Raw genomic sequence first — 18,657 nt, forward strand, 5'->3', positions numbered from 1 at the left:
CAGACTCAGGTTCGATCAAGGACTTCCAAAAGGAAGCGGGGTAGTGAATGTTAACAGTTCAACCCTCCAAAACCGCAAGCGGTATTAATAATTACGCGAACGGCTACTGAAGACTCGTTGCAGTTGCTGGAAGTTCTCCAGCACCCGTCCGGTTCCCAACACCACACAACTGAGCGGATCGGCGGCAACGTGAACCACAATTCCCGTTTCGTGGCTGATTAAGGTATCGATGCCTTTTAGCAAGGCGCCGCCACCTGCCAGCATGATACCGCGATCAATAATATCAGCGGCCAGTTCCGGGGGGGTGCGCTCCAGGGTGCGTTTTACGGCATCCACAATCACGGCCAGCGGCTCGGACATGCTCTCCCGGATTTCGGGAGCTTTTACGGTAACGGTGCGGGGTAGTCCCGAAAGCAGGTGCAACCCACGCACTTCCATAATCGCGTCATCTTCGACGGGGTAGGCAGAACCAATCGTGATTTTGATTTCTTCTGCGGTGCGATCGCCAATCACCAGGTTATGAACTTTCTTCATGTACTGGGCGATCGACTCATTCAATTCATCTCCCGCAACCCGGACCGATTCACTCAGTACCGTACCCTGCAAACTCAACACTGCCACCTCGGTGGTACCGCCGCCAATGTCTACAATCATGTTGCCTGTAGGTTCGGCAACTGGCAAACCCGCCCCAATCGCAGCGGCAACTGGCTCATCAATCAAATAAACTTCTCTAGCGCCTGCTTCTTTTGCCGCATCTTCCACAGCCCGACGTTCTACCCCCGTCACCCCACTGGGGATGCCAATCACAATCCGGGGAGAAACCAACGTTTTACCTTCATGAACACGAGCAATAAAATGCTTGAGCATGAGTTCGGCGGTATCAAAGTCAGCAATGACCCCATCCCTAAGGGGGCGTAGGGCTACGACATTTCCAGGAGTACGCCCCAACATTCTCTTCGCGTCTTCCCCAACGGCCAATGGCACTTTTGCATCCTGGTCAATCGCTACTACAGAAGGTTCCTGAAGAACAATTCCTTTACCTGACACGTAAACCAACGTATTTGCTGTGCCAAGGTCAATACCCATATCCCGCGAAAGGGAAAAACGCCTGAAAAAGCCCACTATCTTCTACGCCAGAATGACCTGAATACTAAACCGCAAATGCAATCAAAGTTGGATTTTATTACGTTTTTGATCGCGCGTCTAGCGAGGAGCTTAACCCTCTGAATAAAAGATTACTTGGATGCTAATAAAGGATTCCTGAATTAAGGTCAGGGAGGGAATCTAATCAAAAGTCGAAAAGTTGATAGGTTATTTTTATGTTTAATGTTTGAAGTCTAGTAGCGTTGTAGAATACAGAGATTTTGGATTGTGATTCTTGTTTAAGTAAGGGCGTCTTGTTGGGGAGAGAGTAGGGCGTGGAGAATAGGGAGTGGGATGACATTAACGCACATAAGTAGCTAGGTGCAATTAAAAAGATAATTTCGAGTAATTAAGGTGGAAGGGTGAAGTCCCCTGCCTGGAGCACAGCTCCCAATCTCCTCTTTAGAAATTAATTATGACTACAGAAATTAATTATGACTACCTACTTACGAGAAAACATTTTCACCGTCTCCATAGAATGGTATAGCACCCTTGTGCTACCACAGCGGTTCTGAATCTGTTGTGAGATGAAAAGGCTTTTTAAGTGAGAAAGCGTTCCTGCGGAGTTCCTTCTCATAATCCAGACTGTTAATATGAACTTTTATGTGAGTGGAGGTGAACGGGAGAATGCTAAAGTAAATTGAAAATTGAAATTTATTTAGAACCTTGGTGTTGCTGAAAAGCAATATGAATCAAAACGAGGTTTTGAGCATGCAGCATCTATTTCATGCCTAAATTCAGTAACTTCATACCAAAATTCAGTAATGCCTAGAAACTTTATAGGGTATTGGGAATCGAGTATGAGTCTTAATTCTGTAATTTTGGTCGGTCGAGTGGGTGGAGAGCCAGATGTGAAATATTTTGAGTCTGGCACTGTAAAATGCAACCTTACTTTAGCAGTCAATCGGGTGTCTCGCAATAATGATCAACCAGACTGGTTCAATTTAGAATTGTGGGGTAAGCAAGCTGAAGTGGCTGCCAATTATGTGCGGAAGGGAAGCTTAATTGGTGTGAGCGGTTCTCTTAAGTTTGACTATTGGAAAGACCGCAACACTGGAACAGACCGCAACAAGCCGGTCATTCGGGTAGAACGGTTGGAGTTGCTGGGCTCTCGTCGTGACAACGGCGCTGAAATGAGCAACAACGGTTATGATGATGAGTTTTAAGGTGAGTATTCTCAAGCTCAGGAAAGTATGCTTTCCAGGTTGCACCAGGTAGAATCCAGGTAAAATATGATATCCATGTTCGGGTTTTGCTGAACTTGGGTATGAAATAGGTACTGTATGCTCAAAACTTTGTTTCGATTCATACTGCTTTTCAGCAATGCCTCGTATCCCTGACGACTGCCCCAAATTGTCTTGACTATAGAGGGCAGAATTAGCAAAATATGACCTTGCAAAGTTCCACTAAGACTTAAACTCTTGCATCAGAATATACCAGGTTCATCACAAACTGCTTCAGGTCGGGACGATGATCTCGCGAGTACCCATAGGTCAGGGTGATGAGTAATGGCACAGCACTCTCGATTAACGCTGGTTCCTCATACGACCCTTCAACTGCAAAGGAAATTCCATCCGCATGGGCACTTTGACGCTCGATGCCAAACTTTTAGGCAAGCCTCAAGCCAATGTTGATGCCAACCCTAAGCCATTCAAAATCATCGCTTTTACCACCACTCCTGGACTAATCCGCTCCCCTAGTCTTCGCCTAAGTGCCTATTGACCTATCCTACAATTTCTACCTCGTCTACCAATCCAGCAGCAATGTCCAGATGATCGAGGTTTTGCGCTATCAACTCGTTGTTAATACCACACCCCCTTTGCCCAAAGCCTTGTAAAAGCTATGCTTTTAAATGAATTCCTTATGGGATCCTTCAAAGGTGCAATGTCGGTTGCAACACCAAGTATGCCGCTTTTAGTTTTCGCTGGTGCCATTTCTCCTGATTTTTGTTTGGTCACACTGTAAACAGGGCACTGGTTAAAGTCTGTAGAACCTTCAGCCCCTGTAGAGAACCTTGAATCATCCGAGTAGCTGCGATGGGTTGGCGGATCATACTGAGTCCTAGCGGTAGTATTTGAAGGCTTCCATCTGAAGCGAATGCCGCTGACAGGTCTGGAAGATCGTGATGGCAGTCGTCACTAATAACCCGCAGGGTTGCGATCGCAATCCCCACCTGCTGAAAGAATTTCAGGGCTGCGTAGCCCTCCATATCCACTACATCGGCATAAAGGGAGAGTGATCGCTTCTCTGCAACTGAACAGACTACGCGATCGCTTGTCAGCGCTTTGACCAAAGGTATCTGCTCACCCAGTTTCTGTCGCAGGAGGGAGGTGAGGGGGCGATCGCAAAGAAGAGGGGGTAGAGAGTGATAGAAGCATTCTCGGTAAAGCACAATATCGCCAACAGCATATTGGGGAGACAAGCTACCGCATAATCCCATCATCAAAATACTGGCCGGGTAAGCAAAACATCCATCCTGATACAACCCTTCCAAATACCGATTGAGAGACAAAGGCCCGACAGGAACTGGCAGTACCCTGGGCGGATTAGCAACTTTCCCCAACCCCTGACAAACCGCCCGGTACTCTATTCCCTGCGGAACAAGAATGATTTGTATTGGAAAAGTCGAGCGAGGCATTAGTGGCGGGAGAGAAGTTGTTAGTTGTTAGAGAAGGAGGAAGGAAGAAGGAAGTCAGGAGACAGGAATTATAGTGGTAGTCATTATGGTTAGGATGGGGTGCAAGGGTGGAACCCCTGGCTAGGGGCGAAGCCCCCCACTCCTCTCTAATTCCAATGTCCTAATGCAACCGCGTAGAGCTATAGAAGTCAGAGATTGGGGATTGGGGGCCAGGGATCAGGGATTGGAGCAATTTAGAATTCATCCACCTATCCACTCATCCACCTATCCACCCATTCACCCCTATCTCAAAAAATTGCTTCACTTTGGCATTCCTGAGCTAACGTGTATGCGAGATATGCACTACCTGTACAAAGAGGTTGCCAGGCGGGAGTTTGACAGCGTTCTGGGCAGTCTCGTGGTTTTTGCTGGCTTAGTTGGTGTTAGAGGAAGGAATGAGCAATTCACTCGCATTATACAGACCCTCCATTCTTGAACTGGCGCGGGAAGGAAATTTTCGGGCGATCGCCTTCTGGATTAACAGCCTGCTGGGTCCCTATGGCATCTATATTCACGCCACCCCCAGCCGCTCTGGGCAATTGAATATCCTGGTTGATTTCAAACAGCCCCGACGCCGGGAGTTTTACATGGCACTGCGGAAGCATTTAGTGCGTTTTATTTGCTATCGCCTCTGGACGTTGAACTCAGAAAAGATCCGGGATGTCCGGATCATTGCCCGCATTGCTGGGGAATCTGACATCCTCTGGAAACAGTCAGTGCGGATTGTTACTCCAGCCAATCGGGAAAAGTTGCGCAAACCGGGCCATCCCCAAAGCTCCAGCCCCCTGCGCACCCTCACCCGCCGGGGAGCGGCCTGGATTCGATTCCAGATCATGCGATCGGCTATGGTGAGCCGTTTAACGGTGGCGAGTCTCTTTCTGTGCTACTGGTTACTGTATTGGGAACTGGCAGGCAAACATGCGGCCGAGCAGACTTTAGCGGCGATGACCTCTAGCGCGATCGTCGTCGAGCAAACCGACCAAACCTCCACCAAGGGGCAACTGCGGGCAGGAACTCCCTCTAACGTGCCCAATGAAAGTAGCCTGGCAGTGTTGGGACAAAGCATTCAGCAAGAACTGGTGCAAAAAACAGTCGCCGACCAGTTTGCCGGAAAGGTGGTGTATCAGGTAAAACCCACCGATGGGGAAAAGGTCATTGCCCTGACCTTCGATGATGGCCCCTGGGAAAACACCACAGAGCAGGTGCTGGATATTCTCAAGCAAAATGACATCAAGGCGACCTTCTTTTGGGTGGGGCAGGCGCTTCAGAAAAACCCAGAAATTGCCCGCAAGGTAGTCGCTGATGGCCACGCTATTGGTAACCATACCTGGCGGCACATTATGGAGAACGTGGATGAAGTCACAGCCGCAGAGGAATTTAACAACATGGCGCGGCTGATTTATGAAACCACAGGCTTGCACACTAATTTATTTCGACCGCCAGGCGGCAATCTCGAAGGCTCGATGGCACCCTACGCCAAAAATCAAAAGAGTGTCATTACCATGTGGTCTGCCGAGTCGGATGATTATTATGTTTCTGCGCCCATCATTGTGGACAATGTGCTGAGTCGGGCACAGCCGGGGGGCATTGTGCTGATGCATGATGGAGGGGGTGATCGCACCCAAACCGTGCAGGCCCTTCCCCAAATCATCACCGCCCTGAAACAACAGGGATACCGATTTGTCACTGTCCCAGAGTTATTGGCTCTACAAGCCAAAGACGAAACTATTGTTCAACCACCGGTGAGTAACGTCACCGATCCGTCCCTCCTTGAGCCCAGCCTGAATGAAACAGGCGCTGGTGGTTCCCAGGAAAATCCAGCGATCGTGCCCACCACTGACCCCAACCAGGTACCAGGGGCAGATACCTTCAATCAGTTTCAACAAAATTCATCCGCAATGCCCACAGAGGTCCCCACTCCAGACAGCCTGACGCCAAATAGTCTCACTCCAGGCGTTAACGAGAGTAATACCTCTGATTTTCAACCCAATCCAATGGGAGCACCAGCCGCTAACCCAGCGCCGGGAGAAGCGATGGGAACGCCCCAGGAAAATCCACTCGCTGCACCGACCCTGAATCAAGTTCCCAATCCCGATGAAGGATTAAACAGCGACTCCGAGGACACTCTGGCGGATGCTTCTATTTCTAACTCCTGGGAACTTTAGCAAAGTTAGAAAGTCTACCAGTCTGGGTATACTGCATTCACCTTCTGCCAAAAGGAGGGTGATGTCCATTTCTGTGTATATTTCTATCTGAGCACTGAATTTCAACAGTGGTCTTCGAGATGCTTGTCCTTGCGGAGATTAGAAGCAATGGTTCCACGTCAATGTTTTAGCCAGATTGCCGCGGCAGTTGCCGCAACAGTGATGGTAGTAGGTGCGGTCACCAACTTTTCTAGTGCTCAGACGGTGCTTAAAGATGGAGACAACATCAGCGGGTATGTTCAAAATACTTCACCTACCTTTACCTTCAGAAATACAACCGTTAAGGGAACTCCTGCCCAAAACGCTCGTGGGATTCAGTATACTTTTGTGGCTCAACGGGGTGACTATATTGAAATTGCGGTTGATCCAGAAGACGGCAGTGCTCTCAGACCGATTCTGGTGCTATTTCATCCCAACGGCAGACAGGTAGGCTTTAGCAATACATCCAACATCCTCCGGTACACAGCTCCCACAACAGGAACCTATCGACTTCTGGTACTGGGAGGGAGCAACACGCGGGGACGATACACTTTGGCGATCGATGGCTTGAGTACACCCAAAACCGCCACCCCAACCTCTCAAGCAGACCAGGTGATGACTGATGTTTTACGCCTTAGAATCATCGGTTGCGGCGTACCCAATGTGGCCCGCATCAAGATTGGCAACGAGGAACGGTGCACCCGCGACATCGAAGCAGGCGTCTACACCTACGATGACACCACTAAGCGCATCACCCTGGTCGATTCTCGACGCGAATTGCTGGCTCAACGGTTACAGGTCAATGTGCTGGAGCGCTGCCCTTCCCCAGCAACTTCAGTCGCACAGATTACCATAACCGATCCTCAAGATGGGAAAGATTATACTTACTGCGCTACCCCGACACGCTTTATCAAAGCCGGAACCTACCGCTATAACGTCACTACAGACGATTTATCCCCTACAACGGGGGCTCCGATAACAACCCAACCCACTCCCCAACCTTCTCCTTCTCCCATCGCCGCTAGCGACAGCAGACGGCAACTACTACAAACTGAGTACGGTCTCACAGTGCTTGATGGCTGCCCTGCGGCCAGAACCAATCTAGTCGTGGTTGCCTTTCCAGAAAACAATCAAAGCTACATCTACTGCGCTAACCCCAACCGCCTGGTTCGTGCTGGCGAGTATACTTACAATGCCACAACGGGCAATCTGGACCCAGCTCAGAAGCCTGCTCCCGCCTGTACACTGTCAATTGGGGGGGTGTGCTTAGTTAAATGAGCGGAAAAGTTTTGAGGTTAGGGCTTGGGCAAACCTCGGAGGTTTTATCGAGCATGCAGTATCTATTTCCTAACCAGATTCAGCAGTGCCTGTAAAACCGTCATCCTGGAATGGTAAGCTAGCAAATGCACTAAAAATTCTAGGATGACGTTAGATGACCGGGTCAACCCAGGTTCCCTATTTGCTAAGGGCTGCGCGTGGTGAAGTATTGGATCGCCCTCCTGTTTGGATGATGCGTCAGGCTGGACGTTATATGAAGGTCTACCGGGAGTTGCGGGACCGGTATCCTTCCTTTCGGGAGCGTTCTGAAAATGTCGATCTGGCTGTTGAAATTTCATTGCAGCCGTTCCGAGCTTTCCAGCCGGATGGGGTAATCCTGTTTTCTGACATTCTGACACCTTTACCCGGAATCGGGATTCCCTTTGATATTGTTGAAAGTCGGGGGCCTGTGATTGACCCACCCATTCGTAGCCTGGAGCAGATTAACCAGCTTCGTTCGTTAGAGCCGGAAATTTCGTTGCCATTTATTCGGGAAATCCTACAAACCCTACGGCGGGAGGTTGGTAACCGTGCTACCGTGTTAGGTTTTGTTGGGGCTCCCTGGACGCTGGCAGCTTACGCGATCGAGGGCAAAAGCTCCAAGGATTACACTCTGATTAAGGGCATGGCATTCAGTCGGCCAGAAATGCTACACCAATTTTTAGCGAAGCTAGCGGATGCGATCGCCGTCTATGTTCGCTACCAAATTGATTCGGGCGCTCAGGTTGTGCAGATGTTTGATTCCTGGGCAGGGCAACTCAGCCCACAGGACTATGACACCTTTGCCCTTCCCTACCAGCAGCGCGTAGTACAGCAGGTGAAGGCGACCCATCCCGATACGCCTCTGATTCTTTACATCAATGGCAGCGCTGGAATTTTGGAACGGATGGGGCAGTCTGGGGTGGATATTGTCAGCGTTGACTGGACAGTCGATATGGCAGATGCTCGCCGTCGTCTGGGTTCTACCCTTGGGGTACAGGGGAATGTGGATCCCTCTGCCCTGTTTGGTTCCAGGGAGTTTATCCGCGATCGCATCCTCGACACCATTCGCAAAGCAGGCGGTCACAAACATATTCTCAATCTGGGGCATGGTATTCTACCCAACACTCCCGAAGAAAATGCCGCCTATTTCTTTGAAATTGGCAAGCAGACCGATCAGTTACTGGCTGTTCATGCTTAACTCCTGATGACATCCAAGCGGATTTTCGTGACTGGCGCGAGTGGCTGTATTGGTCACTATGTGGTCGAAGCCTTGATTCAAGAAACTAACCACGAGTTGTATCTGCTGCTTAGAAACCCGGAAAAGCTCAAGGTTGACTACAGGGCGCGCCCCGGCATCACAGTTCTGCAAGCGGATCTGCGGGAAATTGAGCGGTTTAGTTCACTGCTCAAAACAATGGATGGTGCAGTACTGATTGCAACTGCGTGGGGAGGGCCACAGGAAGTCTATGACATCAACGTCGTCAAAATGCTTCAGTTGATGAACTTGCTCGATCCAGAGAAATGTGAGCAAGTCATCTACTTTTCAACAGCCAGCATTCTTGATCGCCAGAATCAACTCCTGCAAGAAGCGGGTGAGATTGGAACGGATTACATTCGCTCCAAATATCTGTGCTACCAGCAACTCTCTAAACTGGCGATCGCCCCCCGCATTACCACATTGTTTCCAACCCTACTGCTGGGAGGTGATGCTAACAAGCCCTACTCCCACATTTCTTCCGGCATTCCCCAGGTAGAAGAGTGGCTGTGGTTACTCCGTTTTTTACAAACCGATGCCAGTTTCCATTTCATCCACGGTAAAGATATCGCTCAAATTGTGCGCCACCTAATTGATCACCCCCCCGCCGAGAATGAACCCCACCAGTTAGTTCTGGGCAATCAGATGGTGACGGTGAATCAGGCGATCGAAGAGTCCTGTGCTTACTTGAATAAACGCATTTATTTTCGGATTCCGCTAACGCCCAAGTTAGCCAACCTGATCATCCGCCTGTTTCGCATTCGGATGGCGGCCTGGGATCGCTTCTCTATGAATTACCGCCACTTCACCCATCAGCGTGTGGTGAGCCCAGAAGATTTTGGTTTACCCACCTACTGTGCCACCTTCACTGATGTCCTTAAAATTAGCGGAGTAGGGCGTAGACGGAAAAGAAGAAGGTAGGGTTTTCAGGAGTGGATGGGTGGGGAAAGTGATGGAGTGGAAAACCACTAACAACCAACAACTACCCTCTCACCCCTCTGCCCCATTACCCATCTACCCTCTCACCCTGCTCTAACAAGCGTCGCTGAATCTGTTTCAGGGACTGGTAGATCTCTGGCAGGCGGGCGTAGATTGCTGATGCTTTGAGATAAACCCGGTGGGGGACGGCGGGGCTGCCGGAAACAATTGCTCCTGGCTCAACATTACAGTGAATACCTGCCTGGGCGGCTGCCTGCGCTCCGTCCCCAATCATTGCTTGATTGGCAACCCCTGCCTGCCCTCCTAAGAAGACTCGGTTGCCAATCCTGACACCCCCTGCCATGCCAACCTGAGCAGCAAAGGCACAGTTCTGCCCAATCTGGCAGCCATGTCCAATGTGGACCAGGTTATCGAGTTTGGTGTTGCGGGCAATACGGGTTTCGCCAACGGCGGGGCGGTCAATGGTTGAGTTACAACCCACTTCAACTCCGTCTTCCAGGATGACCCGACCGGACTGTTCCATCTTGTACCAGCCTTCAGGCGTGGGCACAAAGCCAAAGCCTTCGGAGCCAATAACTGCGCCACTGTGAATGACACAATCGGCTCCGATCTGGGCCCGTTCATGAACCACACAATTAGCATGGAGGGTTGTGCGATCGCCCACCTGTGCTCCTGGATAAACCACCACATTGGGATGGATGCAGACGCGATCGCCAATTGTGACCCCTGCCTGAATGACAACATGGGCCCCGATCGCAACCTCCTGCCCGATCGTTGCCGAAGGATCAATCACCGCCGTTGGATGAATTGCAGGAGCCGGTTTGAAGGGTTGATAGAAGAGGGCGATCGCCTGCGCAAACGCCAGTCTGGGATCCTTCGCTTCGATCCAGGCGATTCCCCGCTCTGTCGCTTGAGCCTGAAGCGCTAAATTCTTTGGCAGAATTAATGCACTGGCTTTTGTCGTCTGAACCTGGGAGGCAAATTTTCCACCATCGATATAGCTGAGACTGCCAGGAGCAGCGACATCAATCGGCGCAACGCCAGTAATTTCCAGATCCTCCTTCCCATGGGACAGCAGAGATTGGGAATTGACAGAGCTCAGTTTTTCAACCAGTTCGCTAAATTTCATTGTCAGTGGTTAGGCGATCGGCAAAAGAGGTATCCGTGTTACTTCGAACGGCGGCCTGACTTGAGAAGGGCGAATAGCTATCAGCCAACAGCTAATCGCCCATTTTCATTCGTGGCGCTGCATATATAGCGATCCTATCTGGATTGTTAAGAGGGATTTTGCAGGAATCCCCTTTCACCAAGCCCTTTCATTTCACGAATCATTCAGGACTGCTATAGTTCATAGTGGCTAGTTTAACCTGTTTGAATTGTTCTCTCCTCATGAACCTTTAGAAGGCACCGCTAATGGCTGAACATTAACCCTTAATACAAACCACCTGCTTCAGAGTTGCCACCACTTCAACCAAATCTGCCTGGTTTGCCATCACCTGTTCAATCGGCTTGTACGCCCCCGGAATTTCATCCAGTACGCCCCGATCTTTCCGACACTCGACCCCCTGCGTCTGTTGGATCAAGTCATCCAGGCTGAAGTGTTCCTTCGCCTTATTGCGAGACATCAGGCGCCCCGCACCGTGAGAGCAAGAGCAATAGCTATCTACATTTCCCTTACCCTTGACAATGAATGACCTGGTTCCCATACTACCGGGAATAATTCCGTAATCGGTTTCGCGGGCACGCACAGCCCCTTTGCGGGTTACATACACATCCTCACCGAAATGGCGTTCCCGCTCGGCATAGTTGTGGTGACAGTTCACTTCCAGCAAGGGCTTCATGGGCTTGCCACCAGCCAGATGCTTTTCCACCACTCGCTTAAAGCGGTTCATCATCACCACTCGGTTAAAGAAGGCATACCCCTGTGCCCACTGAAGATCTCGCCAGTACGACTCAAACTCTGGAGTGCCTTGAACGAAATGGGCCAAATCAGGATCAGGAAGTTTCGCTCCGGCTATCTTCGCCAACTCTTTTGCGGTTTCGATATGACGCTGCGCCAGAGCATTACCAATGTGGCGGGAACCGGAGTGCAACATCAACCAAACGTTTTCTTCCTCATCCAGACACACTTCGATGAAGTGGTTGCCGCCACCGAGAGAACCCATCTGCCGCATAGCCTTCGATTCAAGGTCCTTTACGCGAGGATGCAATTCCTTAAACTGTCGCCAACCCTGCCAGTTGGAAACCGCTTTATCGATTTCTTTATTTTCGTTGAAGCCAACTGGAATAGCCGCTTCAAGGTCCAGTCGAATTGGCTTTAACTTGCCCTCAAGCTGAGTTGCCGTATAGGGAGTTTTGACAGCGCACATGCCGCAACCAATATCTACCCCAACCGCAGCGGGAATAATGGCGTCCCTAGTAGCAATGACACTACCAACCAGGGCTCCTTTGCCAAGGTGAACATCGGGCATCAATGAAACATGCTTAAACACGAAGGGGAGGGAAGCCACATTACGCGCCATGCGAGCTTCATCCTGTCCCAATTCATGGCCTGCCCAGGATAAGACTGGAGCAGGAGTTGATAAATCTAGCAGCTTGTAAGGCATCGTTTTAAGAAAAGTTGTTAGTTGTTGGTTGTTAGAGTGTTCACAAACTATTTGTGAACAAGGGGTGGTGGTGGCGAAGCTCCCGCACTCTCTTAAAACTAATGTCCTAAGCAACTTGGTGACAGCTATACCTTAAGTAGCTAGACGCAATTAAATTAAAGGTGATTCCGGGAGTAGAGGGGGTGAAACCTCCTACCTAAGGGCGCAGCCCCCAATCCCTCTTCCTACAGTTAATTATGGCAGCGTTGCTGAATTTGGGTATGAAATAGATTGCTGTATGCTCGAAACTTCGTTTCGATTCATACTGCTTTTCAGTAACACCATTATGGCTATCTACTTATTTGCATCACTACATCCTATACCTCACAATCAAATCCAGAGGTTGGAGTTTACTGATTTGAAAACCGTTGTAGGAAAGCGACACATTCCATATGGGCAGTCTGGGGGAAAAAGTCGGCGGGCTGGACTTGCTGAAGGGCGTATCGCCTGGATTGGGTCAACAGTTTGAGGTCGCGGGCGAGGGTGGCGGGGTTGCAACTGACGTAGACGATGTGATCAGGTCGTAGGGTTTGTAGTGCAGTGATAACGGCTGGATCGCAGCCTCGACGGGGTGGGTCAAGCAGTACAATGTGGGGCTGAAGGTTTAAGTGAGGCAGGGTTGCTTCAACTGCCCCTGTTTGAAAGTCAACGTTCTCGATCTGATTGAGGGTTGCATTTTGCCAGGCTTGTTCGATCGCCTCTGCCTGTACTTCCAGTCCGATCGCCCGCTTTACTCGTTTTGCCAGTGGTAAAGTCAGTGTTCCAATGCCACAGTAGGCATCAACTAGAACTTCATCCCCCTGTAGCTGTAGCCGCTCTAAAATCAGTTTTAATAAGGCTTCTGCTTGCTCCGTATTGACTTGAAAGAAGGTGTCCGGTCGGATTTGAAATTTCAATCCGGCCAGTTCTTCTGTAAGGTAAGGTTGACCGGCAATGCAGCGGGTGTCTGCTCCAAAAATCGCGTTAGTGCGATCGGGGTTAATGTTCAACAACACCCCTACCAACTCTGGGTAGCGATGGAGCCAGGTTTGAGCCTGATCTTCTAAACCAGCCAGATTGCCATCTTTAGAAACCAGCGTCAGCAAAATTTCCCCTGTACGACGACCGATACGCAAGCTCAAATGGCGCAGTTTGCTGCGATGGTTTTTCTCGTCATAGATGCCCCATCCCCGCTCCTGAATATCCTGTTTTACTTCTGCCAGTAGAGGATTGAGCCGTGAGTCCTGAATCGGGCATTGATTCAAATTCACAATCTGGTGACTACCTTTCTGATAGTAACCGGCCTGCACCTGCCCTGTTGGAGATCGCCGCAGCGGATAGGTTGCTTTATTGCGGTAGCCCAACGGTTTACCCACTCCTAAAATGGGCTGAACTGGGGGGTGGGTGAACCCTCCAATTCGCTCCAGAGCTTGAACCACAATGTTTTGCTTGGCTACAAGTTGATAGGCATAGTCCACATGCTGCCACTGACAGCCCCCACACTTATCTGCCACGATGCAACGGGGACGAATGCGATGGGGAGACGGTTTCAGCAGTTCCTGAAGTTTGCCGTGGGCATACTGGGGCCTAACCCGTACCAGCCGCACCAGGGCGCGATCGCCCGTTACTGTATCCGGCACAAACACGACCCGATCACCAAAACGCCCCACCCCATCACCGCTGTCGCTCAGGTCAGCAATCTCCACTTCCACCAGTTGCCCCTGCTGCCAGAGGGCGTCAGATTTTGAATGCTGAATTTTGGAATTTAGCTCGGAACTAGTCACTACGAATGCACACTCCCATCTGACAGAATTGCCCCCTTTAAATTTGCCCCTAGCAAATCGGTATGATCCATATTGGCCTGGGTCAGATTCACTTTTGTAAGAATCGCCCCACTGAGCCTGGCAGCTTTCAAATTAGCCCCATGCAAATTGGCTTCGTGCAGGTTCGCCTGTCGCAAGTTTGCCTCAATCAGTCCAGCCCAACTCAGATCAGCATGGCAGAGATCAGCCAGATGCAAGTCGGCTTTTTCCAAATTAGCGATGTAAAGAACAGCCCGGCTGAGATTGGCTCGACTCAAATTGGCTCGCCCCAAGTTGGCAACGTGCAGGTTTGCCCCGCTTAAATCGGCATGGCTGAGATTGGTGTAGCTCAGATCGGCACCATCTAGGTTAACGGCATGAAAGTCAACTCCTGCCAGGTTGACAGTACTGAGGTCCACCTCACTGAGGTCGATCACAAAATGGGGGTTGTGACGTCGCCAATCGTTCCAGCAGTCAACCCCCTGCTTTAGGAGCGCCAGATGCTCTGCGATCGCCATAACAAAAACCTTATCTGGAATTTTAAGTTTAACACCTGGGGAAATGGAGTAGGAGCGTAATGGGGTGGGAGGGTGGATGAGTGGATAGCCCATCACGCGGTCACTCCATCACCCCTTACTTTCTCTAATAGCTAAGTAGCTAGGCGCAATTAAGGATAATTTCGGGGGTGGAGGGGGTGAAACCTTCTGCCTGGGGGCGCAGAGCCCCCACTCCCCCCTTGACAATATAATTATGGCCACCTACTTAACAGCTAACAACTTAAGAAGCGTTACTCTGGTGAACAGGAATTTCAATCACAAATTCGGTGCCCTGACCAGGTGCTGAAATGCACTGCAAGCGCCCTTTATGAGTTTCTGTCACGATGTGGTAACTGATTGACATTCCCAAACCTGTTCCTTTGCCTACAGGTTTGGTTGTAAAGAACGGATCAAATAACCGTTGCTGAATGGCTGGGCTCATTCCTGGTCCATTGTCGATGATGTGAATGACGACGTAAGCAGGAGCCAGAAGCCAGGAGTCAGAATTGGGAAGGATTTCGTTGCTTTTAACCTCGGTATGGATTCTGATAGTTGGTTGATCGAATGGCATCCGGGTTAGGGTTTTGGCAGGGGTGGAGGGTTCTTCTGCACCCAGACTCAATCCTTCCAGTGCTGTTAACGCACTGCCTGTGAAGCGAAACTGTTCTTCGAGGGCGTCTATCGCATTTGCCAAAATATTCATGAAAACCTGATTCAGTTGCCCTGCGTAGCATTGCACAAGGGGTAACTCACCATATTCCTTGATGACTTGAATCCCTGGTCGGTCAGTTTGGGGTTTGAGGCGGTTCTGCAAAATCATCAGGGTGGAATCGATCCCCTCATGGATATCGACGGCTTTAATGGCAGCTTCATCCAGTCGGGAGAAGGTGCGCAGCAATCGCACAATTTCGCGGATGCGTTCAGCCCCTAAACGCATCGAAGCAAATAGCTTGGGCAGATCTTCAGCAATAAAGTCTACTTCGATCAAAGCAGTTCTTTTCTGGATGGTAGGGGTTGGCGTTGGATACTCTGTCTGATAAAGCTGGAGCAGATCTAGTAAATCTTCGACATAGCGACTGGCGTAGAGAAGGTTGCCGTGGATGAAGTTAACGGGATTATTAATTTCATGGGCAACCCCTGCCACCAGTTGGCCCAGACTTGCCATTTTTTCAGTCTGAATCAGTTGCGGTGTGCGCTGAATTTCCTGCAATGCTTTTTCCAGTTCTTGCGCCTGCGCCTGGGCCTGAGCGGTGGCGGCACAGCTTTGTTCATACAGTTCTGCCTGATCAAGGGCGATCGCCAACTGATTTGCCACAGCTTGCAGCAATTCCACTTCCTCTGCTTCCCACTCCCGCGTTTTCTCCCGGTGCAAACAATGGATCACTCCCAGCTGTTTGCTGCGAGTCTGCACAGGCAGCATTAACTGGGCATACTCCTCATAGACTGACTTCAAAAAGCTGGCTTCTGGGTAGGGCAGGGTATTGGGAGGCAATTCCTTCAAAAAAGCCTGATTAGCCGAATCAGCATCACCGTTCATGGGATAGCGCTGCTGCAAGTTCTGAGTAATTGCAGCAGTATGAGATTCGCAGACTGCCTGAAAATTGGTCAACACGGGAGAGTACCACCAGAAAATACAGGCATCAATCTGCAACTGCTGCCGGATTTCAGTCACGGCAGTTGCAAGGATAGTTTCCAGATCAAGCGACTGCCGCACCTGAACCACCAGACGGTTGAGCAGTTCTTTACGTTGAGCCAGTTGTCGATAGCGAGCTTCTGACAATGAAAGTTGATGGGCATGTTGCCTGACATCCGCCAATGCCTGTTCCAGCCTGGCTGATTTATCCAGGGTTTCCCGCTCGTAAACCTCCAGCAATTGTTCCAGGGCTGCAATCTGCTCTCGTAGTTGAGCAACTTCCTGGTTGGTATCATTCCCTTTCATATAGCAGGTGACAGGGGTGAGGGATTAGGGGCTAGGGGCTAGTACCCAGCGGCATAACAACACATAGCTATCATGAGGTCAGAGGCTTGCCCGTATAGTTCCACTTGAAAGGTTTGGCCATGGTGCGATTGAAGTAGTCGATGAAGTCAAGAATCTTGGCTCTGAGCTGAGCTTGACTAGTGAAACTGGTCCGTCGCAGCAACTTGCGCCTGAGAATGGAGAACCAGATTTCGATTGGGTTGAGCCAGGAGCAATGCTTTGGGGTGAAATGTATGACCAGGCGGTGCTGTGGATTGCTCAAGAAAGCAGCCCGGGTGGCCATCGATTTCAGGATGCCGGATTTGCCTTTGCGCCCTAACGGCGGTGGTTCGGGTTCCAGGGCGACCGCCAGTGGCACCAGAGCTACCGATTGGTGGGTGTTGAGACAGTCCATGACCAGATGAATTTTAGGGGCATCGGTGACTTGGGCGAGTAGGGCGTCGAGATGAGCCGCTAAATCTTGCTCGGTTCGGGTGTCGCCCACAGTCGCCTGGTCAATGCGTCCAGTGGCGACATTCAAGGTGGCAATCAGGCTTTGGGTGCCATGACGCTGGTACTCAAATTCCACCCGCACACAGCGTCCGGGTTTCATCTCAATATCCGGCATCACGCGCTCCAAGGCTTGGATGCCCGTCATTTCATCAAGACTGTAGGTCATCTCCCCACGTTCGGCCCGCGCAGCCACTTGTTCGTAGACCTGGCAGATGTCTTGGACTTTGGTGGCAAAGTCCGGGTCGGGGGATGAAGCCAGTAGGGACTCTGGTGCGGTTTCAGTTCGGCTTCGGCTAACAAACGCCCGACAGGGCGACCACTGATCCGCGCCACAAGGCCTTGTTTGACCAGTTCATCGGCTAACTCTGGAGGGGTCCAGTGACTGATGGGGCGTCCAGAGTGCTCGGGCGGAGCACATGCGAGGGCATAGAGTTGAGTGATTTGCTCCAAGGTAAACGTGGCGGGGGCACCGGGACGGGGGGCATCGGCTAAGCGCTCCGACACTGGCAACTCACAGGTCTGTAGCGCTTGCCAGCAGCGCCGCCAACAGCGACTCATCTGCTCCCCGATGCCGAGCTCTCGAGCAATCTGACCTTGGCTGTCTCCCTGGCTGGCACGCAGAATGATCTGCGCTCGCAATGCCAGTTGTTGGGGTGTACTCGGTCGCTTCACCAACTGCTCTAGTTCGCGACGCTCGGATTCACTCACAATCAGGGCGGGAAGGGCAGGACCAGGCATCAGACTCAATCCTCCAACACCGACTCCTTCAGGATATGCCCATTTCCGCCGCGCGGTACTAGTAGTCCGTCAGGATAGATTTGAGGGATAACTCAAATCTACAAAACCCAATTCTCAGGTGTTTTGAGGGTTTTCAACCCATCAAAACAGTCTTGACAGACCACTAGGGGATGCTTTAAGGGTGTTGAGGATTAGCGCTGAAAGCTGAGTAGCTACAGGTTCACTCGCAGCCCTTCAAAAACGGCCGTTCCTTCAAACGGTAGCAGAGCCATCTTGGCGTTCAGAGCCAGCGTTTTGAACATATCTGCGGTGTCCCGCGAGATGGGCGTTTTGGAAAACATGATGATGGCTAGCAGATTGCCAGAAGGTAATAGGCCACCAAACCCCAGCACTGATCGCACCCCATAGGGAATCACAAACCCAGCCTGGGCGGGTACAAATGGGCTGCCCTGCGCTTCGGGAACATGAAACACATTAAACGTTTTTTGTTCTAAGTCAATCACCAGATCGGGGTCGGGTTGCACAACCGTACTAATCTCCAACCCTAACTGACGAATAAACTGGGAAATCATCGGGAATTGGGCTACCAATTCTTTACTAATGAGGGGAATGGCCTGGTGCCCACGAGAGCGGTACCGATTGTTCCAGTCCGGGTGATCCCCAGCAGTGGCCAGCAGCGTCAGGCATTTCATCTAACGGGAGTGAGGCTCACCGCCCAGCGATTGTTGCACGAGCGATCGCAACTCCGGTTCCAAATCTTCGTAGAGGTGGGTCTTAAACAAACGCACCAGTGCAAGGGATTGGCGGCCCGTTTCTGGATCGATGAAATTTTCGTAGAGGTAGCGAATGATCCGATTGGCAACAGCTTCCATCGTCACTGCTCCTGTACCAATTTTGCGAAGCGCCGCTCCACACTCGGTCATATCGCTAAGGGTGAAGCTTGTCAGGTTGTACATGGGAGTCTCAATTACAGAGTTTTTCAGTTGAGTTA

The 18,657-nt window shown here is 50.8% G+C and carries 18 protein-coding genes; 7 read left to right on the plus strand and 11 right to left on the minus strand.

All coding sequences use genetic code 11. The features are described from left to right. Positions 1 to 84 precede the first annotated feature (84 nt). Positions 85 to 1,086, minus strand: coding sequence for a rod shape-determining protein (locus P4D80_RS20970; protein WP_421655966.1), 1,002 nt, complete (start codon positions 1,084 to 1,086; stop codon positions 85 to 87). An 857-nt stretch (positions 1,087 to 1,943) separates the two neighbouring features. On the opposite strand from P4D80_RS20970, the gene P4D80_RS20975 reads away from it, so the two are divergent. Continuing rightward, positions 1,944 to 2,309 (plus strand): single-stranded DNA-binding protein, encoded by a 366-nt coding sequence (locus tag P4D80_RS20975; protein WP_421655967.1) that lies wholly within the window; start codon positions 1,944 to 1,946, stop codon positions 2,307 to 2,309. A 412-nt stretch (positions 2,310 to 2,721) separates the two neighbouring features. Beyond that, positions 2,722 to 2,865: a hypothetical protein gene (locus P4D80_RS20980; protein WP_421655968.1), complete on the plus strand. Its 144-nt coding sequence runs from the start codon at positions 2,722 to 2,724 to the stop codon at positions 2,863 to 2,865. A gap of 232 nt (positions 2,866 to 3,097) precedes the next feature. Here the strand turns inward: P4D80_RS20980 and P4D80_RS20985 are convergent, their stop codons facing one another. Further along, positions 3,098 to 3,781, minus strand: coding sequence for a phosphorylase (locus P4D80_RS20985; RefSeq protein ID WP_421655969.1), 684 nt, complete (start codon positions 3,779 to 3,781; stop codon positions 3,098 to 3,100). Between the two features lie 163 nt (positions 3,782 to 3,944). On the opposite strand from P4D80_RS20985, the gene P4D80_RS20990 reads away from it, so the two are divergent. The 5 genes from P4D80_RS20990 to P4D80_RS21010 all read left to right on the plus strand — a co-directional run bounded on the left by P4D80_RS20990 (position 3,945) and on the right by P4D80_RS21010 (position 9,478). Then, positions 3,945 to 4,256, plus strand: a complete 312-nt coding sequence (locus tag P4D80_RS20990; RefSeq protein WP_421655970.1) for a hypothetical protein — start codon at positions 3,945 to 3,947, stop codon at positions 4,254 to 4,256. After that, positions 4,216 to 5,985, plus strand: coding sequence for a polysaccharide deacetylase family protein (locus P4D80_RS20995; RefSeq protein WP_421655971.1), 1,770 nt, complete (start codon positions 4,216 to 4,218; stop codon positions 5,983 to 5,985). The genes P4D80_RS20990 and P4D80_RS20995 overlap by 41 nt, the downstream gene beginning before the upstream one ends. 147 nt (positions 5,986 to 6,132) lie before the next feature. Further along, positions 6,133 to 7,281: a hypothetical protein gene (locus tag P4D80_RS21000; protein WP_421655972.1), complete on the plus strand. Its 1,149-nt coding sequence runs from the start codon at positions 6,133 to 6,135 to the stop codon at positions 7,279 to 7,281. A gap of 154 nt (positions 7,282 to 7,435) precedes the next feature. Next, complete coding sequence (gene hemE, locus P4D80_RS21005) at positions 7,436 to 8,500, plus strand: uroporphyrinogen decarboxylase (RefSeq protein WP_421655973.1); 1,065 nt, start codon at positions 7,436 to 7,438, stop codon at positions 8,498 to 8,500. 6 nt (positions 8,501 to 8,506) lie between these two features. After that, positions 8,507 to 9,478 carry an NAD-dependent epimerase/dehydratase family protein gene (locus tag P4D80_RS21010; RefSeq protein WP_421655974.1) on the plus strand — a complete coding sequence of 324 codons (972 nt, stop codon included), beginning with the start codon at positions 8,507 to 8,509 and terminating at the stop codon, positions 9,476 to 9,478. Between the two features lie 85 nt (positions 9,479 to 9,563). On the opposite strand, the gene lpxD is transcribed toward P4D80_RS21010, so the two are convergent. From lpxD to P4D80_RS21055, 9 genes are all read right to left on the minus strand, one after another. Further along, on the minus strand, positions 9,564 to 10,625 hold the full coding sequence (gene lpxD / locus P4D80_RS21015) for a UDP-3-O-(3-hydroxymyristoyl)glucosamine N-acyltransferase (protein WP_421655975.1): 1,062 nt from the start codon (positions 10,623 to 10,625) through the stop codon (positions 9,564 to 9,566). Between the two features lie 295 nt (positions 10,626 to 10,920). Continuing rightward, the gene (locus P4D80_RS21020) at positions 10,921 to 12,102 is read right to left on the minus strand and encodes an RtcB family protein (protein WP_421655976.1); all 1,182 of its coding nucleotides are present in this window, start codon (positions 12,100 to 12,102) and stop codon (positions 10,921 to 10,923) included. A gap of 389 nt (positions 12,103 to 12,491) precedes the next feature. Continuing rightward, a complete protein-coding gene (rlmD, locus tag P4D80_RS21025) occupies positions 12,492 to 13,904 on the minus strand; it encodes a 23S rRNA (uracil(1939)-C(5))-methyltransferase RlmD (RefSeq protein WP_421655977.1) in 1,413 nt (470 codons plus the stop codon). Continuing rightward, positions 13,904 to 14,533 (minus strand): pentapeptide repeat-containing protein, encoded by a 630-nt coding sequence (locus P4D80_RS21030; RefSeq protein ID WP_421655978.1) that lies wholly within the window; start codon positions 14,531 to 14,533, stop codon positions 13,904 to 13,906. The genes rlmD and P4D80_RS21030 overlap by 1 nt, the downstream gene beginning before the upstream one ends. A gap of 166 nt (positions 14,534 to 14,699) precedes the next feature. After that, a complete protein-coding gene (locus P4D80_RS21035) occupies positions 14,700 to 16,397 on the minus strand; it encodes an ATP-binding protein (protein ID WP_421655979.1) in 1,698 nt (565 codons plus the stop codon). 70 nt (positions 16,398 to 16,467) lie between these two features. Next, positions 16,468 to 17,094 (minus strand): transposase, encoded by a 627-nt coding sequence (locus P4D80_RS21040; RefSeq protein ID WP_421655980.1) that lies wholly within the window; start codon positions 17,092 to 17,094, stop codon positions 16,468 to 16,470. Further along, positions 17,091 to 17,666: a helix-turn-helix domain-containing protein gene (locus P4D80_RS21045; RefSeq protein WP_421655981.1), complete on the minus strand. Its 576-nt coding sequence runs from the start codon at positions 17,664 to 17,666 to the stop codon at positions 17,091 to 17,093. The genes P4D80_RS21040 and P4D80_RS21045 overlap by 4 nt, the downstream gene beginning before the upstream one ends. 212 nt (positions 17,667 to 17,878) lie before the next feature. Continuing rightward, positions 17,879 to 18,358, minus strand: a complete 480-nt coding sequence (locus tag P4D80_RS21050; RefSeq protein WP_421655982.1) for a hypothetical protein — start codon at positions 18,356 to 18,358, stop codon at positions 17,879 to 17,881. Continuing rightward, positions 18,359 to 18,622, minus strand: coding sequence for a hypothetical protein (locus tag P4D80_RS21055; protein ID WP_421655983.1), 264 nt, complete (start codon positions 18,620 to 18,622; stop codon positions 18,359 to 18,361). Between the last annotated feature and the right edge of the window lie 35 nt (positions 18,623 to 18,657).

This window comes from Leptothermofonsia sp. ETS-13, from assembly GCF_049200465.1.
GTDB lineage: Bacteria > Cyanobacteriota > Cyanobacteriia > Leptolyngbyales > Leptolyngbyaceae > Leptothermofonsia.